Origin of the sequence: Aphanothece stagnina RSMan2012 (assembly GCF_046764815.1) — a bacterium.
In the GTDB taxonomy this organism is placed as follows: domain Bacteria; phylum Cyanobacteriota; class Cyanobacteriia; order PCC-6307; family Cyanobiaceae; genus NIES-981.
Genome location: NZ_JBKOUC010000003.1, coordinates 70,742 through 88,593, shown reverse-complemented (window position 1 = coordinate 88,593; position 17,852 = coordinate 70,742). Strand labels below are relative to the sequence as shown.

Sequence of the window (17,852 nt, the reverse complement as noted above, 5' to 3'; positions counted from 1 at the left end):
TGTGTGTGCTCCACCCTCAGTGACCCTGGACCTTGGCGGCATAGACGTCCGCGTCCATCAGGCCGTCGATCTGGGTGGGATCCGCAGGCCTGACCAGCAGCAGCCAGCCCTCGCCGTAGGGGTCGTTCTGCAGTTCCTCGGGGCTGGCGATCACGGCCTCGTTGCGGGCTTCGACCACGCCGGAGATGGGAGCCAGCAGATCCTCCACGGCCTTCACCGATTCGATGCTGCCGCAGCTCTGCCCCTGGCTGAGCTCCGTGCCCACCTCGGGCAGCTCCACGAAGACGATGTCCCCGAGCTGATCGATGGCGAAGGCGCTGAGCCCGAGGCGTGCCCGCCCCCCCTCGGCACGGACGTATTCGTGGCTGTCCGCATACCGGCAGTCGCTGGGGAAGGAGAGCGCCATCGCGAGCGGTGGGGCGGAAGGTGCGGATCAGTCTGGAGGACGGTGTCCGGATTCGGCGAGAGCCGTCAGGGCCCGCTCCAGCGCCAGCCGGGCATGGGCCCGATGGGTCCCCCCCTGCGTGTAGAGCACATACGGTTCCCGCAGAGGGGCATCGGCACTGAACTCGCTGGTACTGCCATCGATGAAGGTGCCTCCCGCCATCACCAGCTCACTGGCGTAACCCGGCATCGGGGCCGGCACGGGATCCAGGTAGGACCCCACCGGCGAGGCGGCCTGGAACGCCCGGCAGAGAAGCTTGAGCAAGCTGGCTGAACCCAGCCGCACCGCCTGGATCACGTCACTGCGCTCGGAACCGGGGGCGGGATGGGTCCGAAAGCCGAAGTCATCAAAGACCTGCGCCACCAGCTCGCTGCAGATCAGGGCCTCCGCCACCATCTGGGGCGCCAGGAACAGTCCCTGGAACAGCAGGCGGTTCAGATCGAAGCTGGTGCCGCCCTCGCTGCCGATGCCGGGAGCCGTGAGGCGGCAGCAGGCCCGCTCTACCAGCTCCCGGCGCCCCGCCACATAGCCCCCGGTGGGGGCGATCGTCCCGCCCAGATTCTTGATCAGCGAACCGGCGATCAGGTCGGCCCCCACGGCCGTGGGTTCGGCGGACTGCACGAGTTCGCCGTAGCAGTTGTCCACGAACACCAGACAACCCGGCTGCCGCCGCTTGACCCGATCCACCAGCTCACCGATCTCGTCCACAGACAGGGAGGGACGCCAGCTGTAGCCACAGCTGCGCTGGATCAGCACCATCCGGGTGGGCGTGGCCAGGGCGGTCTCCAGCCCCTGGCGGTCCACCCGGCCCTGGGGGGTGAGGTCGAGCTCGTCGTAGGCGATGCCGAAGTCGGCCAGGGAGCCCTGGCCGCTGCCCCGCAGGCCGATCACCTCCTCAAGGGTGTCGTAGGGACGGCCGGTGAGGGCCAGCAGACGATCACCGGGGCGAAGCACCCCGAACAGGGCGGCGGCGATGGCATGGGTGCCGCTGACGAACTGGAGCCGAACCGCCGCGGCCTCGGCCTGCAGCACCCGGGCGAAGACCCGGTCGAGCACGTCGCGGCCCTGATCCCCATGGCCGTAGCCACTCACCGAGGCGAAGTGGTGCACCCCGACCCGCTCGGCCGCGAAGGCGGCCAGCACCCGCTCCAGCCGGGGCTGCACCGCGGCGGTGTGGCGCTCGGCCAGCGGGGCGATGCGGTCGGCGGCGGCGGCCAGCCGTGCGGCGGCCCAGTCGGAGGTCGGCATCGGGTCGGGCCGGGTAGGGCCATGTTGCCCGTCTAGATTTCCGCGGCCTCGGGGTCGCCCCCCTGGCCGCTGGGCCGTGATGCCCTCGCCCCAGCGCCGACCCTCCCTGTCCCCCCCCATCCCCTTGGTGCTCCGCTCCGAATCCAGCCGCCCTCTGGCCGGCGACCCTGCCCTCGGACCGGACGTCCAGCCAGAGATCGTGCGGGTGGAGCGGCCCGGCGGGCGCCAGGAAGACCGTGTGCGGGCCGCCCTGGCGGCACCGCGCGCCCCCCTGCCACCGCGTCAGCGACGGTTCAAGGCCGGCACGACCGGCTTCATGCTGGCGATGCATGTGGGAGCCGTGGCAGCGCTGCTGCCCCGGTTCTGGAGCTGGCAGGCCCTGGTCGTGCTGGGGGCGCTCTACTGGACGACCGTTCTCGGGGTGACCCTGGGGCTGCACCGCCTCGCGGCCCATCGCAGCTTCCAGGCCCCTGCGTGGGTCGAGCGGGGTCTGGTGCTGATGGGCGCCCTGGCCTGCCAGAGCGGGCCGATCGAATGGGTGGGCCTGCACCGGCATCACCACAAGTACTCAGACCAGCCCAATGACCACCACGACGCGGCGCGGGGACTGTGGTGGGCGCACAGCGACTGGATGCTGCACGAGATTCCGGCCCTGCGCCACGTGGAGCGGCTGACCGGCGACCTGCAGCGCGATCCCTTCTACCGCTGGCTGGACCGCTGGTTCCTGTTGGTGCAACTGCCCCTGGCCGCCGCCCTCTACGGCTACGGGGAGTGGGCGGGGGTGCATGGCGGCGGGCTGGGGCTGGTGCTCTGGGGCATCCCCCTGCGCCTGGTGCTGGTGTATCACGTGACCTGGCTGGTGAACTCGGCCACCCATGCCCTGGGCTACAGAAACTTCGACAGCCCCGACCTCTCCCGCAACTGCTGGTGGGTGGCGATCCTGAGCTTCGGCGAGGGCTGGCACAACAACCATCACGCCTTTCCCCATTCCGCCCGCCACGGTCTGCGCTGGTTCGAGATCGACATCACCTGGCTGCACATCCGGCTGCTGCAGGTCCTGGGGCTGGCCCGAAGGGTGCGGGTGGCCCGCTACCGCCCCTGAGCACCGGCTGCCGAACGGAGCGCGAGGTCGAACGGAGCGCGAGGTGCCCCAGGCAGGTTTGGCGCTCAGCCGTCCCAGAGTCCGCCGAGCTCGGCGCGGATCGCCTCGCTGAGGGCATCGCGGGCCGGGGGCTCCACCAGCGCGCCGAGCTCCCGGGCGCGGCGGCGCAGCAGTTCGAGGAACTGGTCGGGTCCGAGCCGCTGCTCGTCGAGGCCGCCGAGGGCCGCCAGGGTGCGGCGGAGATCCGGGAGCTCGTTGTCCAGTTCGGTGGCCGCGTAGTCGCGCTGCCCCGCCATCACTTCGGCGAAACGCTCCCGGCGCTGGCGCTTGGCCACCGGATAGGCCGCCAGCACCTGATCCCGGCAGAGCCGCCAGGGGCGCCCCGCGGTGAGCAGATCGGCCAGGGCCGCGCTGAGGGCCCGGGATTCGGCTTCGGCGATGCGCAGATCGAAGGCGGGGGGGGGGCTGGCGCAGCCCCACGAACACTTCGAGCAACTCGCCGGGACCGAGCACGGGCTCCCCCTGGTCCTGCACCGGCAGGGCCGAGGCCTCGAGATCGGCGATCAGCTCGGGATGGCCGGACAGCCGCTCCCGGAGCGCCGGCGACAGCGCGCCCCCCAGCACCTCGGTGGCCAGCAGCTGGTTGATGCGGCCCAGGGCCAGGAACACCTCCGGGCCCGGCGAGGCCAGCTTGCCGTTGCGGAGCATCGAGAGCTGGGAGTTGTGCACCCGGCCGAGATCAAGGGCCTCCGCCAGCGCCGGCAGCACCCGATGGCTCCAGCCGTTGCGGCCGTGCCAGACGCGGATCAGGTGGGCAAACGCCACCCGCCCCGTCGCGAGATCATCCCGATAACCCACGAAGATGCCTTGCGATCTGAATTCGTATTGCTACTATCGTACCGATTGATCAGGAGCCGGTCCGTTATGACCGCCACATACCCCACCCAGGCGGGGGCGCGCCTCACGGCCCGCAACACACGCCAGCCCGCCACCATCAACAGGGGCGCCAACGGCATCCGCCGCGCCGCTGCGCTGCACCAGCCCCGGGCCGGCGAACCCCACCCCCAGATCAAGCGGGGCACCCGCTGGGGCACGGTGGGCTTCATGGTGGCGATCCACGTGCTCGCCGCCGTGGCGCTGCTGCCCCGTTTCTGGAGCCTGCCGGCGGTGGCCAGCTTCCTCGTCCTCTACTGGGTCACGGCGTGCCTGGGGGTGACGACCGGGTACCACCGGCTGCTCAGCCATCGCTCCTTCCGCGTTCCCACCTGGCTGGAGCGCTTCTTCGCCACCTGCGGCGCCCTCAGCTGCCAGCACGGTCCGATCGACTGGGTGGGCCTGCACCGCCACCACCACAAGTTCTCCGACACGGAGCTCGACCACCACAGCAGCCTCAAGGGCTTCTGGTGGAGCCACATGGGCTGGATGTTCCAGACCATCCCGGCCATGGGCGCGGTCCCGAGGCTGACCGGGGATCTGGCCAAGGATCCCTACTACCGCTGGCTGAACAACTGGTTCCTGGTGCTGCAGCTGCCCCTGGCCGGGCTGCTCTTCTGGATCGGCACCGTCACCGGCGCCGGCGGCTGGGCCCTGGTGCTCTGGGGCATTCCGCTCCGTCTCGTGGTGGTCTACCACTGCACCTGGCTGGTCAATTCGGCGACCCACTGCTGGGGACGCAGCGCCCATGACAGTGGCGACCATTCCCGCAACAACCCCTGGGTGGCGGCGCTCACCTTCGGTGAGGGCTGGCACAACAACCACCACGCCTTCCCCCATTCGGCACGCCAGGGTTTCGGCCGCCAGATCGACCTCACCTGGCAGCACATCCGCCTGATGCGCCGGCTCGGGCTGGCCACCCAGGTCCGCGTCCCCGCCGGCGCCGCCCGGGGCTCCCGGCGGAGTCGCTGAACCAGGCCCCACCTGGTCCCGTAGAGTGGCCGATCGGCACGTGATCAGACACCCGTAAATTCCCCATGGCCAAGCGCGTACAAGTCGTTCTCAGCGAAGACGTCCTCAGCCTGGGGAAGGATGGGGACCTGGTGGAGGTGGCTCCGGGCTATGCCCGGAACTTCCTGCTGCCCACCGGCAAGGCGGTGCCTCTCACCCCGGCCGTGCTGCGGCAGGTGGAGGCCCGCCGGGCCAAGGAAGCCGAGCGCCAGGCCGCCCTCCGGGCTGAGGCCGAGGCCCTCCGCACCGCCCTGGCCACGATCGGCCGCTTCACGGTCAAGAAGCAGACCGGCGGTGACGATGTGCTGTTCGGCACCGTGACCAACGGTGATGTGGCCGAAGCCATCGAGGCCGCCACCAAGAAAGATGTGGACCGCCGCGACATCACCGTGCCCGAGATCCACCGCACCGGCACCTACAAGGTGCAGGTCAAGCTCCACCCCGAGGTGGTGGCCGAGATCAACCTCGAAGTGGTCAGCCACTGAAGTTGAGCCACTGAAGTTGAGCCACTGACCCAGGGCCAGGGCGGCTGTCCCGGCCTGCTCGCCTCCCCCTCAAGCCACCCTGGCCCACGCCCCGGTCGCCGGTTCTCCGGCCCCGGGGCGTTTGCTTGGGACCCCGCCCCACCCACCCCGGCCGCCGGAACCCGACGACGGAGGCGATGGCTGCAGAATGGCGGTCCCCTCCGTCAGCCCCGCCCGGGATCCTGCCTGCACCCAAGCGAACCTGGAGCGATGGTGAGCATTCCTCTGACGAACCTGGATCCTGAGGGCGACCCCCCCCGCCCAGCCTCCCGACGCAGCAGGCCCCGGGAGGAGGCCAGCTTCGAAGCGCTGCCCGACTCCGTCCCCCCCCAGAACCTGGAGGCCGAGGAGGCCGTGCTGGGCGGCATCCTGCTGGACCCGGATGCCATCAGCCGAGTGGCCGACCTGCTGCAGCCGGAGGCCTTCTACCTCGGAGCCCACCGCGAGATCTACCGCACGGCCCTGATGCTGCACAGCCAGGGCAAGCCCACCGACCTCACCGCCATGACCGCCTGGCTGGCGGACACCGGGGCCCTCGAGAAGGTGGGGGGGAGCGGCCGGCTGGTGGAGCTGGTGGAGCGCACGATCTCGACGGCCTCGATCGACCAGGTGGCCCGCCTGGTGATGGACAAGTTCCTGCGCCGCCAGCTGATCCGCTCCGGCAACGAGGTGATCCGGCTGGGCTTCGACCAGAGCAAGCCCATGGAGCAGGTGCTCGATGAGGCCGAGCAGCAGATCTTCGCCATCAGCCAGGAGAAGCCCTCCGTCGGGCTCACCCCCACCGCCGAGATTCTCACCAGCACCTTCAACGAGATCGAGAGCCGCTCGCTCGGCACCTCGGTGGCGGGGATCCCGGTCAACTTCTACGACCTGGACGCCATCACCCAGGGACTGCAGCGCAGTGACCTGATCATCGTGGCCGGCCGGCCGGCCATGGGCAAGACCTCGATCGTGCTCAACATCGCCAAGAACGTGGCCCAGCTGCACCAGCTGCCGGTGTGCGTGTTCTCCCTGGAGATGAGCAAGGAGCAGCTCACCTACCGCCTGCTGTCGATGGAGGTGGGCATCGAGAGCGGCCGCCTGCGCACGGGCCGGCTGCAGCAGGAGGAATGGCCGCTGCTGGGGCAGGGGATCAACAGCCTTGGCCAGCTTCCGCTCTTCATCGATGACAAACCGAACGCCGGCGTGCTGGAGATGCGCTCACTCTGCCGGCGGCTGATGGCCGAAACCGGCAAGGAACTCGGACTGGTCGTGATCGACTACCTGCAGCTGATGGAGGGGTCCACCCCTGACAACCGGGTGCAGGAGCTCTCCCGGATCACCCGCGGCCTCAAAGGCATGGCCCGCGAACTCAACGTGCCGGTGATGGCCCTCTCCCAGCTCAGCCGGGGGGTGGAATCGCGCACCAACAAGCGGCCGATGCTCAGTGATCTGCGGGAATCGGGATCGATCGAGCAGGATGCCGACCTGGTGCTGATGATCTACCGCGACGAGTACTACAACCCCGAGACTCCGGACCGGGGCATCACCGAGGTGATCGTGACCAAGCACCGCAACGGCCCGGTCGGCACCGTGAAACTGTTGTTCGAGCCCCAGTTCACGCGCTTCCGAAACCTGGCGGCCTGAGGTCGCCCTAGGCTTTCGCCCACACCAGTGACAGTTGGGGTTGGGCAGCCAGGCAGCGGGCGCGGAGGGTGAGGTCAGGCAGGTTTTGTCCATGAAATGGGGGCGGAAGTACGGCCCCGACTATGTGAACCGGCTCCACGGGATGGTCGCCCGCCATCTCAGCTGCCCGTTTCGGGTGATCTGTTTCACCGACGACACCGACGGCATCCGCCCCGAGATCGAGTGCCTGCCGCTGCCGCCGCTGAACTGCGAGCTCCCCCAGCGCTCCCGCGGCAAGTGGCGCAAGCTCAGTCTCTGGAACCGGGATCTGCACGGCCTGTCGGGTCCGGCCCTGTTCGTGGATCTGGACTCGGTGATCATCGGCTCCCTCGATGGCTACTTCACGCTGGGGGCCCGGGATGCGGTGATCCTGGAGCGGAACTGGTCCAAGCCCCTCAGCGGCCTCGGCCAGACCTCTGTCTTCCGCTTCCTGATCGGCTCCCGGCCGGAGATCCTGGAGCGGTTCCAGGCCGATCCCCAGGCCATCGCCGACCGCTTCCAGTACGAGCAGCACTACGTCACCCACTGCGTGGGAAGTGACCTGCAGTTCTGGCCCCGGGGCTGGAATCGCCACTTCCGCCTCCACTGCCTGGGGCCCCTGCCGCTGCGGTATCTGCGGCCGGCACCGCAGCCCCGCCGGGCCCGCATCGTGACCTTCCCGGGAGGGCCGAATCCGGCGGAGGTGGTGGCGGGTCGCTGGGAAGCGGACAGCCCGCCCTACCGGGGGCGCCGCCGCCACATCGCCGCCGCCCTGGCCAGCCCCCACCCCTGGGAGCAGCTGCGTCACTTCGTGATGCCCGTTCGCTGGATCGGCGATGCCTGGAAGGACTGAGCCCCGCACGGGCCGCGAGGGAGGGGGTGAACGGCGGCTATGGCTGATCTGCACCGCCTGGTTGCTGCTCAATGCCATCAGCCAGGGTCTGGTGTCGGGAACGGCGGATCGCGATCAGGCGGAACAACTGCTGCTGAGCCAGAGCTGGCAGCTGGGCTACGGGCCCCAGCCCCCGCTTTACACCTATCTGGTCAAGCTGGTGTTCCTGGTCACGGGGCCGGCGCTGTGGCCCCTGCTGGGCCTGAAGGTGGGGCTGCTCAGCCTGCTGGTGGCCGCCCTGCTGGGGGTCGGACGGGAGCTGGCGTTCAGCGCTCGGCAGCAGCTGATCGCCGTCAGCGGCCTGGCCCTGATTCCCCAGCTCATCTGGGAGTCGCAGCGGGATCTCACCCACTCGGTGCTGGCCACCAGCGTGGCGGCCCTGACCCTGCTGCAGCTGCTGCGGCTGCAACGGCAACCCACCGCGACCGGCTACGCCGGGCTCGGCCTGCTGGCTGCGGCCGGCCTGCTCAGCAAATACAGCTACGGCCTCTTCCTCGCCAGCCTGGTGCTGGCAGCCCTCAGCCTGCCGTCCTTCCGCCGGGTGCTGCTGAGGCCCCGGCTGATCCTGAGCCTGGCCATCCCGGCGGCGCTGGTGCTCCCGCACCTCCAGTGGGTGGTGGACCATGCCCCGCTGTCCCTGGGGGGCCTGGAGAAACTGGAACTGGAGGGGGGGCTCGCCAGCCGGCCCAGGGGCCTGCTCAGCGCCGCCGCCGCCGCCCTGGCCTTCCTGAGCCCGTTCTGGCTCGCCGCCGTGGCCGTGCTGTGGCGAAGTTCCTCCGCCGGGGAGGAGCAGCCATCGGCGGCCATCGGCGGGGGGCGATCGCAGCGTGCCCGGCTGTTGCTGCGCCTGCCCCTCTGCCTGGCGGCGGTGCTGCTGGCCTTCGTGCTGGCAACGGGGGCCAGCCGCATCAAGGACCGCTGGTATCAGCCCCTCCTCTTCTACGCGCCGGTGAGTGTGGCGGTGCTGGCCGGAGCGCTGGATCGGCGCCGCCAGCGCGCCCTGGTGGCGGCCGCCGTGGTGGCCGCCACCGCCACATCCCTGCTGCTGCCGGGCCGCACGGTCCTGGCGGGGCTCACCGGCCGCAACGACAGCCGCACCGCGCCCCTGCTGCCGCTGCTGGCGCAAGTGCAGCGGGAGCAGGGCCGCCCCGACTGGATCGTGGCCAGCGGTACCTTCCTGGGGGGGAACGCCCGCCAGGTGTTCGAGGCGACGCCGGTGCTGACCCCCAAAGTGACGATCGCGGCGGGCGATGGGCGCCACACCGGCCAGGACGCCCGGGTGCTGGTGCTGGTCGACCCCAACCACCGGGCGGAGGAACTCACGACGCTGCTGCAGACCCGCTTCGGCCGGACCCTCCGGGCCGGGGAGCTGCAGCCGGTGTCCGCGCCACCGCTCTGGGGGTGGGGGACGCCAGAGGCCTACACGATCCGCTATGCCTGGATCGGCGCGAAGCAGCCTGAATAGGATCTGCGGATGGCCTGGTCAACTCCTGCCGCCGACCCGGGCAGCGGCGGCGCAACCGAAACGTTCGATGTCATCGTCGTGGGAGGTGGTCACGCCGGATGCGAGGCGGCGATCACCGCGGCCCGGCTGGGCCTGAGCACGGCCCTGTTCACGCTCAACCTCGACCGCATCGCCTGGCAGCCCTGCAACCCGGCCGTCGGTGGCCCGGCGAAGAGCCAACTGGTGCATGAGGTGGATGCGCTCGGCGGCGTGATCGGCCGGCTGGCGGATGCCACGGCCCTGCAGAAGCGGGTGCTCAACGCCAGCCGCGGCCCGGCCGTGTGGGCCCTGCGCGCCCAGACCGACAAGCGGCTATACGCCCGGCAGATGCTCCAGCTGCTGCAGCACACCCCGAACCTGGCCCTGCGCGAGGCGATGGTGACCGGTCTGGAGGTGGAGGGTGAGACCGATGGCGGCGGCGCCGGCTGGGAACCAGGCCAGGGTCCGGCCGGCCGGATCACCGGGGTTCGCACCTATTTCGGCAGCCTCTATGCCGCCCGGGCCGTCATCCTCACCACCGGCACCTTCCTGGGGGGCCGGATCTGGGTGGGCAACCAGTCGATGAGCGCCGGCCGCGCCGGCGAACAGGCCGCCGTCGGGCTCACCGAGGCCCTGGAGGGCCTCGGGTTCCAGACCGACCGGCTCAAGACCGGCACTCCCGCCAGGGTGGATCGGCGCAGCCTCGCGCTCGACCGGCTGGAGGAGCAGCCCAGCGACGCCGAAGGGCGCTACTTCTCCTTCGATCCGGCGGCCTGGGTGAGCAGCGAACCGATGAGCTGCCACATCACCCGCACCACCGCGGCCACCCACCAGCTGATCCGCGACAACCTCCACCTCACGCCGATCTACGGCGGCTTCATCGACAGCAAAGGGCCCCGCTACTGCCCTTCGATCGAAGACAAGATCGTGCGCTTCGCCGACAAGGAGAGCCACCAGATCTTCCTGGAACCGGAGGGTCGCGACACCCCGGAGATCTACGTGCAGGGCTTTTCCACGGGCCTGCCGGAGCGGCTGCAGCTCGAACTGCTGCGCACCCTGCCGGGCCTGGAGCACTGCGTGATGCTGCGGCCGGCCTACGCCGTGGACTACGACTACCTGCCGGCGACCCAGCTGAAGCCCTCGCTGGAGACGAAACGGATCGCGGGACTGTTCAGCGCCGGCCAGCTCAACGGCACCACGGGCTACGAGGAGGCGGCCGCCCAGGGGCTCGTGGCGGGGCTCAATGCAGCCCGACAGGTCCGGGGCGAGGCGCCGGTGCACTTCCCCCGTGAGGGCAGCTACATCGGCACGCTGATCGACGATCTGGTCACCAAGGATCTACGCGAGCCCTACCGGGTGCTCACCAGCCGCAGCGAATACCGCCTGGTGCTGCGGGGTGACAACGCCGACCGCCGGCTCACGCCCCTGGGCCACGAACTGGGCCTGATCGAGCCGCGCCGCTGGGAGATCTTCAGCCGCAAGCAGGAGGCCATCGACGCCGAAAAACGCCGCCTGGAGACCGTGCGTCTCAAGGCCAGCGACGCCGCCGCCAGCGCCATCGTGGCGGCGACCCAGGCCGCCATCAAGGGCTCGATCACCCTGGCCGAGCTGCTGCGCCGGCCGGGCTTCCACAGCGACGATCTGGTGGCCCACGGTCTGGCGGACCCCGCCCTGCCGAGAGACGTGCGCGAAGCGGCCGAGATCGACATCAAGTACAGCGGCTACCTGGCCCGTCAGCAGCAGCAGGTCGATCAGGTGAGGAAACAGGCGCAGCGGCCCCTCCCGCCAGGCCTGGACTACGCCGCCATCGGCACGCTCTCCCGCGAAGCCCGCGAGAAGCTCACGGCGGTCCAACCCCACACCCTGGGCCAGGCCTCCCGGGTGCCCGGCGTGAGCCCCGCCGACATCACGGCGCTGATGCTCTGGCTCGAACTGCAGAAGCGGCGGCGGCCGCTGCCCGCGGTGGGGACGGCCGGGTGAGCGTCAGGATGGCGGGAACCGCGCCGAAGGGATGATCCGCAGCCGAGCCGCCGTGGCCTGGGGCCCCGGCCAGCCCCTGGAGGTCACGGAGGTGGATGTGGCCCCACCCCAGGCGGGTGAGGTGCTGCTCAGGGTTGTGGCCACCGGGGTCTGCCACACCGACGCTTACACCCTCTCGGGGGCCGACCCGGAGGGGTTGTTTCCGGCGATCCTGGGCCACGAGGGCGGCGCCATCGTGGAGGCCGTGGGCGAGGGCGTCAGCTCGGTGGCCGTGGGCGACCACGTGATTCCCCTGTACACGCCGGAGTGCCGTCGCTGCACGTTCTGCCTGTCGGGCAAGACCAACCTCTGCCAGGCGATCCGCGCCACCCAGGGGCGGGGGGTGATGCCCGATGGCACCAGCCGCTTCTCCAGGGACGGCCGGATGCTGCACCACTACATGGGCACCTCCACCTTCTCGGAGTACACCGTGCTGCCGGAGATCGCGGTGGCGAAGATCAGCAAGGAAGCGCCTTTGGAGCAGGTGTGCCTGCTGGGCTGCGGGGTGACGACCGGCATCGGTGCCGTGCTCAACACCGCCAAGGTGGAGCCCGGCAGCACGGTGGCCGTCTTCGGCCTGGGGGGCATCGGCCTGGCGGTGGTGATCGGCGCGGTGATGGCCGGGGCGTCGCGGATCATCGGCATCGACCTGAATCCGGCCAAGTTCGCCATCGCCCGCCAGCTGGGCGCCACGGAGTGCATCAACCCCCGCGACCACGACGCGCCGATCCAGCAGGTGCTGATCGATCTGACCGATGGCGGCGTGGACTATTCCTTCGAGTGCATCGGCAACGTCGATGTGATGCGGGCGGCCCTGGAGGCCTGCCACAAGGGCTGGGGTGAATCCACGATCATCGGGGTGGCCGGGGCCGGCCAGGAGATCAGCACCCGCCCCTTCCAGCTGGTGACCGGGCGGGTCTGGCGCGGGTCGGCCTTCGGGGGGGTGCGGGGGCGCACGGAACTGCCGCTGTATGTGGAGAAGGCCCAGCGGGGAGAGATCCCGCTGGAGACCTTCATCACCCACACGATGGGCCTGGAGGACATCAACCGGGCCTTCGAACTGATGCACGAGGGGAGCAGCATCCGCAGCGTGATCCACTTCTGAACCGGTCCTGATCCGTGTCCCAGCTCGAACTGCTCAGCGACAGCCGCTGTTTCGGCGGATCCCAGCGCCGCTACCGCCACCAGGCGCGGGAGCTGGGCTGCAGCATGGTGTTCGGGGTGTTCCTGCCGCCGGCAGCCCTGGACGGTGAAGTGGTTCCAGCCCTGTACTGGCTGTCCGGCCTGACCTGCACGGATGAGAACTTCAGCCAGAAGGCCGGCGCCCAGCGACGGGCCGCGGAGCTGGGCCTGGCGCTGGTGATGCCGGACACCAGTCCGCGGGGGGCGGCGGTGCCGGACGACCCCGAAGGCAGCTGGGATTTCGGACACGGCGCCGGGTTCTACGTGGATGCCGGCGCGGCCCCCTGGGCCAGCCACTACCGCATGCACAGCTACGTGGTGGAAGAGCTGCCCCGCTGCGTGGAGGCGGCCCTGCCCCTGAACGGACGCCGCAGCATCAGTGGTCACTCGATGGGGGGTCACGGGGCCCTGGTGGCCGCCCTGCGGCACCCCGGGCGTTACCGGGCCGTCTCCGCCTTCGCCCCGATCGCCAGCCCCAGCCGCTGCCCCTGGGGACAGAAGGCCCTGGGCCATCTGCTCGGTCCGGAGGACGAGGGCTGGCAGCAATGGGATGCCACCGGCCTGCTGGCGGCGGGGCGGCTGGCCTGGGGGAGCGCGGAGGCCGGCGGCGCCCCCCTGCCGATCCTGGTGGACCAGGGCACGGCGGATCCCTTCCTCGACACCCAGCTGCATCCCCAGGCGCTGGCCGCCGCCGCCGCCGCCGCCGGTCAGCCGCTGACCCTGCGCCTGCAGGAGGGTTACGACCACAGCTACTTCTGCATCGCCAGCTTCATCGACGACCATCTCGAGCACCACGCCCAGGCTCTGCTGGGATGACGCCTGCAACGATGATTGTTGTAACGATGACTTTTGCGAAGATGACTTTTGCAAAGATGATGCTGGTCGGCTAGGGCCTGACGGCACCTGGGCCCTGGGAACACCCGGTAGCAGCAGCTACAGGCTGGAGCCCTCCCGGCGATTTGCGCAGCCTGGACAGGTTGGTCTAGCACTGATAAGAAGGCGCCAATGCAGGGATAACCATGGGATTCCGTTCCGCCGGTCAGGCGCTGCCCGTTCCATCGACGGCTTCCGGCATCTGCCAACGGACCATCCCGCGGCGGATCATCCCCCTGACGGCGGGAGGCATCACCACCGAGCTCTGGGCCGGCGGTGACCCCCAGCACCATGGGGTGCTGTGGGATCTGAGCCGCGCGGGCGCCTGCCTGCTGACCCACAGCGCCGTGGAGTTCCTGCGCGGCAGTCGCTTCGAGCTGGTGCTGCGCCCCGCGATCGGCATCGCCGAGATGCGGATCCCGGTCGCCACCTGCTGGTCCCAGCCCGATGGCTCCCAGACCTTCCTCGGTGTTCACTTCTACGAGGGACTTCTGCACTCCGGCACCTTTCTGGATCGGCTGCTGGAGGGCACCGGAGCTCGCGCCATGAGGCCCTTCGGCGCACGGGCCGCCTGAGAACCACCAGCCTGGAGCGGAGATGCCAACCGTCGCCCCCTCGTCAGCCCGACGAAATCGGAGTACCTTGTGCCCCACTTCGTTGGGGATGGGCCTGTGACGCCGGTTCGTGGCATTCCCACCTCCAAGGCCTACTGGGAACTGCGGGCGGAGCAGGTGCTCAACCGGGTGTTCTCGCCGGAGGCCGCCATCGAGGTCGAGATCTGCGACACCCCGGCGACAGCCGACGAGATCAGCCGCCCCGCCACTGCCGTCGCCACCTCGGCCGTCGCCACCTCGGCCGTCCCAGCCACTGCCGTCGCCCCTTCGCCGGCGCCCGCCCCGGGCTCCCCTCCACGGCAGAAGCCGCTCCCACGCAGGCCCGCAGCCGCTCCATCGGCCCGCCACCAGCCCACCCTGGTGCTGGCCAGTGTCAGTCTCACCGTGACCGTGATGGCCGGCATCGGCCTGATGGCCCTGGGCGTCTGGAACCAGAGCCAGCAGGCCATTCGGCAGGAACGCAACATGCTGCTGATCGAGCGACTCCGCTCGATGGGGCCGGCCACGGCGGAGGCCAGCGCAGCGGTGCAGCCCCAGCCAGATCTGGCCGCCACGGCTGAGGATCCCTCTCTGCCGCCCCCACCGCCGGCCGAACCCTGGATGGAGGAACTGGCCACCCTTCCAGCCAGCGGAGCACCCGCCGCCAACGTGCTGAAGGTGCCGATGAGCAGCAGGGTGGGCAGTCCGGCCCCCGCCGCCAGCGGCTCCAGCCGGTCCTACAGCGGCTCCAGCAGCCCGGCCGGGGCATCGGGGTCGGGTGGGGGCGGGGGCCCAGCACCCCAACTCGTGGGGGTGGTGCAGGCACCGGGTCACGGCGGTGCCGCAATCTTCCAGATCGGCAATTCCTCCACCAGCGCCGCCGTGGGCGAATCGATCGGCAGCAGCGGCTGGCGGCTCCGCTCGGCCAGCGGGGATGCGGCTGTGATCGAGCGGGGCGGCGAACAGCGCCGCGTGAGCATCAGCAGCGGCAGCTGAGCAGGATTCCGACCCAACCGGGCTGCTCAGCCAGGCAGGGCGGGAGCCGATCCGAGCAACCCGGATCCGAGCAACCCGGCATAGACAGCGTCGATCGCGGCCGCTTCCCGCGCGAGGGAGTGGCGCTCCAGCACCCGCTGGCGGGCACGGCGTCCCATCGCCACCAGTTCCGCCGGCTCCGCGGTCAGCAGGGCCAGCTCATGGGTCAGGGACTCCAGGCTGCCGGTAGCGAAGCGTCGTCCCACCGCCCCATCGATCAGCTCCGGCCAGACGCCGGCCCCTGACGTGAGCACCGCACAGCCACAGGCCATGGCCTCCAGGGGGGTGAGCCCGAATCCCTCCCGCCGGGACGCCGCCACGCACAGCAGGGTGCGGCGGTAGCAACCACGCACCGTGTCGCGATCGAGATCGCCCAGGAAGCGAATGCGGTGCTCCAGCCCCGCGGCGCGGATGCGGGCCAGCATCCCGTCCAGGTAGGCGCGCTCCGAAGGCCGTGCCAGACCCGTGAAGATGGCCGAGAACAGCGGCCGGCTCGGCAGCAGCGCAATCAGGGCCTCCACCAGCAAGTCGCAGCCCTTGCTCGGCCGGATGCGGCCGAAACAGCCGATCAGGTACGCCCCCCCCGAGCCGTCGGCGGAAACCACCGGCAGGTCGCTCTCCCAGCGATCCCCCGGCGTGTAGTACGCCGTGTCGACGCCATGGTGAATGGTGGCGGTGACCCGTCCGGGTGGCAGAAAGCTCGCGGAACGGCCTGAGGTGGCGATCACGGCATCGCAGCGGCCGATCAGCCAGCGCAGCCCGACGCCGGGAGGCTTGGGCGCAGCCGAGGTGAACAGCACCCGCCACGGCTGGCGCAGCACGGATCGCAGCAGCAGACCCAGCACGATCTCCAGATCCCGACGCGCATGCCAGACCCGCCAGCGCCAGGGCCGGGGCCGGCTCCAGCCCTGGCGCAGCAGATCCCCGACCGCCATGCCGGGAGGGAGACCGAGGTGGCCCCCGTCGAGCAGCCCGATGGCGCGAAACCGGCGTTGCAGCGGCACCAGGGCCCGCACCGTCGCTGACACACCGGTGTAGCGGCGGTGGAGGTTGGTCACGACCACCGGCGGCAACCCCGGCGCCGGGATCGCGGCTTCGGGGCCAGCCTCTGTCATGGCCGCGGCCACCCGGTGCGATTTCTAGGGTAGGCAGGCCCCGTTGGCGAACCTGGATGCCGGTGGCAGCCCCCGCCCCATCGCCCACGTTGCTGTGGCAAACGGCCCTGGTGGGCGGCACCCTGCACGACTCCGTGTGCCCCTCGCTCAGCGGTCCCTGGCGGCTGCTGCTGCTGGGCGACGGCAGTCCGACCCGGCATCTCGAGTCGCTGACCGGACTGCCGGTGGAGATCGAGCTCATCGCGATGGCGCCCCAGCGGCGGGCCGACGACGACGGGGCCAATCCACCGGCCGAAGTGGAAGAGCTGGCCTCGCCGCTGCTGCGACGCCAGGTCTGGCTGCGCTGCGGCGACCAGACCCTGGCCTGGGCCGAGAGCTGGTGGAACCAGGCGCTGGCCGAGGAACATCTGCAGCGGCGCGATCAGCCGATCTGGCGCAGCCTGACCGCCAAGCGGGCCGAGCTGTTCCGCGAGGTGGATGGCCTGGCCAGGGTCGATGCCCCCTGGTTGGCGGATCGCTTCGGCCGGCCGGGCCCCTTCTGGAGCCGCCACTACCGCTTCTTCCGGGGGGGCCAGCCGCTGACCGTGATCCGCGAGGTCTTCTCCCCCCGGCTGGAGACCTGGCTGGGACCGGCGACCGATCGCGATGGCCACCGTCCTATCGGTTTGCAAACTTGGTAACAGGTTGATACGAGCGCCAATTGACAGATTGACGCACTGCATGGTGTCCGGATCATTGGGACCTCTCGCGGTGGCGTCATGGTGCCCCAGTTCCCCAGCTCCGCTGGCCCCGATCCCACGGCCCAGGCCGACTGGCTGAATCTCACCGACCTGGGCCGGCTCTACGGCATCTCAGCCGTGCTGTGCGGCCGCCTGCTGGCCCATGCGGGCCTGCGGCAACCCAACGGCGCCCCCACAGCCGCGGCCCTCCACGACGAGCTGGCCCTGCAGCCCCACCCCCACGGCCAGCACCGCAATGCCCTGTGGAGCCGCCAGGGCTGCGGCAGGGTGCTGGAGGCGGAAGGCCTCCGTCCGATGGGCCAGAACAGGCTGGTCCAGCTCTGGGCCGATCTGCTCGAAGCCCTGGTGCACGGTTCGCCGGCGATCAGCACCTCGGCGGCCGAGATGGCCGTGGAGCTCCCGCGTGAGCTGGTGCGTCCGGTGAACCAGGAGCTGCGCGAGCGCGGCACCGGCTTCCAGGTGCCGCTGCGCCGGGCTCAGCCCAGGCGGAGTGCTTCTGCCTGCTTGCGGGCCCGATCCAGCAGTTCCCTCAGCTGATCCTCGTCGGTGTGGCTCAGGTTGGTGCGCAGCAGCCTGGCGTGGGGGGCGTGGGCGCGCAGACGCTCGATCACACGGTCGGGGGTTGCCTCGCGAACCAGCAGGCAGAGGGCGGCAGATCCCTGGGGCAGCGTCTCGCCGAGTTCCCGCATGAAGCCGTCGTTGATGCCGATGTCGGAGAGGGAACCCGAGGCGGCACCGACACCGGCCCCCACCGCCGCACCCAGCAGGGGGTTGAGAAAGAGCAGGCCCACCAGGGTCCCCCAGAAGCCGCCGCCGAGAGCCCCGGCGGCGGTGAGGTTGAGGGCCTGGCGCAGATGCACCTGTCCTTCCGCATCGTGCTCCACCACGACGGCATCCTCCAGGGCGATCAGCTGCTCGCGCTGGATGTCGACCAGCTCGCGCCGCACCTCCTCGGCTTCCTCCACCTTCGGGAAACCGACCACCACCAGGCTGCTCATGGACCACGTTCGGGT

The 17,852-nt window shown here is 70.5% G+C and carries 18 protein-coding genes; 13 read left to right on the top strand and 5 right to left on the bottom strand.

The genetic code is table 11. From position 1 onward, the window contains the following. Positions 1-16: 16 nt before the first annotated feature. Both gcvH and ACLNEE_RS03230 read right to left on the bottom strand, forming a co-directional pair. A complete protein-coding gene (gene gcvH / locus ACLNEE_RS03235) occupies positions 17-406 on the bottom strand; it encodes a glycine cleavage system protein GcvH (RefSeq protein ID WP_411423723.1) in 390 nt (129 codons plus the stop codon). 27 nt (positions 407-433) lie between these two features. Then, positions 434-1,693, bottom strand: a complete 1,260-nt coding sequence (locus tag ACLNEE_RS03230) for a methionine gamma-lyase family protein (protein ID WP_411423722.1) — start codon at positions 1,691-1,693, stop codon at positions 434-436. A gap of 316 nt (positions 1,694-2,009) precedes the next feature. Here ACLNEE_RS03230 and ACLNEE_RS03225 point away from each other — a divergent pair, with 316 nt between their 5' ends. After that, positions 2,010-2,795: an acyl-CoA desaturase gene (locus ACLNEE_RS03225; protein ID WP_411423732.1), complete on the top strand. Its 786-nt coding sequence runs from the start codon at positions 2,010-2,012 to the stop codon at positions 2,793-2,795. A 65-nt stretch (positions 2,796-2,860) separates the two neighbouring features. Here the strand turns inward: ACLNEE_RS03225 and ACLNEE_RS03220 are convergent, their stop codons facing one another. Further along, positions 2,861-3,148 carry a hypothetical protein gene (locus ACLNEE_RS03220; RefSeq protein ID WP_411423721.1) on the bottom strand — a complete coding sequence of 96 codons (288 nt, stop codon included), beginning with the start codon at positions 3,146-3,148 and terminating at the stop codon, positions 2,861-2,863. A gap of 751 nt (positions 3,149-3,899) precedes the next feature. Here ACLNEE_RS03220 and ACLNEE_RS03215 point away from each other — a divergent pair. The 10 genes from ACLNEE_RS03215 (at position 3,900) to ACLNEE_RS03170 (ending at position 14,945) form a co-directional block, all read left to right on the top strand. After that, on the top strand, positions 3,900-4,700 hold the full coding sequence (locus ACLNEE_RS03215; protein ID WP_411423731.1) for an acyl-CoA desaturase: 801 nt from the start codon (positions 3,900-3,902) through the stop codon (positions 4,698-4,700). A gap of 65 nt (positions 4,701-4,765) precedes the next feature. Continuing rightward, positions 4,766-5,224 (top strand): 50S ribosomal protein L9, encoded by a 459-nt coding sequence (rplI, locus tag ACLNEE_RS03210; RefSeq protein ID WP_411423720.1) that lies wholly within the window; start codon positions 4,766-4,768, stop codon positions 5,222-5,224. A gap of 249 nt (positions 5,225-5,473) precedes the next feature. After that, complete coding sequence (dnaB, locus tag ACLNEE_RS03205) at positions 5,474-6,889, top strand: replicative DNA helicase (RefSeq protein ID WP_411423719.1); 1,416 nt, start codon at positions 5,474-5,476, stop codon at positions 6,887-6,889. A gap of 91 nt (positions 6,890-6,980) precedes the next feature. Next, the gene (locus ACLNEE_RS03200) at positions 6,981-7,760 is read left to right on the top strand and encodes a glycosyl transferase (protein WP_411423718.1); all 780 of its coding nucleotides are present in this window, start codon (positions 6,981-6,983) and stop codon (positions 7,758-7,760) included. Then, positions 7,744-9,264, top strand: coding sequence for a glycosyltransferase family 39 protein (locus tag ACLNEE_RS03195; protein ID WP_411423717.1), 1,521 nt, complete (start codon positions 7,744-7,746; stop codon positions 9,262-9,264). Before ACLNEE_RS03200 ends, ACLNEE_RS03195 begins: the two co-directional genes overlap by 17 nt. Positions 9,265-9,273: 9 nt before the next feature. Next, on the top strand, positions 9,274-11,262 hold the full coding sequence (gene mnmG, locus ACLNEE_RS03190) for a tRNA uridine-5-carboxymethylaminomethyl(34) synthesis enzyme MnmG (protein ID WP_411423716.1): 1,989 nt from the start codon (positions 9,274-9,276) through the stop codon (positions 11,260-11,262). A 34-nt stretch (positions 11,263-11,296) separates the two neighbouring features. Then, positions 11,297-12,406 carry an S-(hydroxymethyl)glutathione dehydrogenase/class III alcohol dehydrogenase gene (locus tag ACLNEE_RS03185; RefSeq protein ID WP_425625183.1) on the top strand — a complete coding sequence of 370 codons (1,110 nt, stop codon included), beginning with the start codon at positions 11,297-11,299 and terminating at the stop codon, positions 12,404-12,406. Between the two features lie 14 nt (positions 12,407-12,420). Further along, on the top strand, positions 12,421-13,299 hold the full coding sequence (gene fghA, locus ACLNEE_RS03180; RefSeq protein WP_411423714.1) for an S-formylglutathione hydrolase: 879 nt from the start codon (positions 12,421-12,423) through the stop codon (positions 13,297-13,299). 203 nt (positions 13,300-13,502) lie between these two features. Next, on the top strand, positions 13,503-13,931 hold the full coding sequence (locus ACLNEE_RS03175; RefSeq protein ID WP_411423713.1) for a PilZ domain-containing protein: 429 nt from the start codon (positions 13,503-13,505) through the stop codon (positions 13,929-13,931). A gap of 96 nt (positions 13,932-14,027) precedes the next feature. After that, complete coding sequence (locus tag ACLNEE_RS03170; RefSeq protein WP_411423712.1) at positions 14,028-14,945, top strand: hypothetical protein; 918 nt, start codon at positions 14,028-14,030, stop codon at positions 14,943-14,945. A 26-nt stretch (positions 14,946-14,971) separates the two neighbouring features. Here ACLNEE_RS03170 and ACLNEE_RS03165 read toward each other — a convergent pair whose 3' ends face one another. Further along, a complete protein-coding gene (locus tag ACLNEE_RS03165) occupies positions 14,972-16,099 on the bottom strand; it encodes a glycosyltransferase family 4 protein (protein WP_412006761.1) in 1,128 nt (375 codons plus the stop codon). A 62-nt stretch (positions 16,100-16,161) separates the two neighbouring features. Between ACLNEE_RS03165 and ACLNEE_RS03160 the strand changes: the two genes are divergently transcribed. Together ACLNEE_RS03160 and ACLNEE_RS03155 are read left to right on the top strand one after the other, a co-directional pair. Beyond that, positions 16,162-16,779 carry a chorismate lyase gene (locus ACLNEE_RS03160; protein WP_412006760.1) on the top strand — a complete coding sequence of 206 codons (618 nt, stop codon included), beginning with the start codon at positions 16,162-16,164 and terminating at the stop codon, positions 16,777-16,779. Positions 16,780-16,857: 78 nt separating this feature from the next. Next, the gene (locus ACLNEE_RS03155; RefSeq protein WP_411424251.1) at positions 16,858-17,376 is read left to right on the top strand and encodes a hypothetical protein; all 519 of its coding nucleotides are present in this window, start codon (positions 16,858-16,860) and stop codon (positions 17,374-17,376) included. On the opposite strand, the gene ACLNEE_RS03150 is transcribed toward ACLNEE_RS03155, so the two are convergent. Then, on the bottom strand, positions 17,316-17,837 hold the full coding sequence (locus ACLNEE_RS03150; protein ID WP_411424250.1) for a DUF1269 domain-containing protein: 522 nt from the start codon (positions 17,835-17,837) through the stop codon (positions 17,316-17,318). The two genes, ACLNEE_RS03155 and ACLNEE_RS03150, sit on opposite strands and share 61 nt — an antisense overlap. Positions 17,838-17,852: the final 15 nt, after the last annotated feature.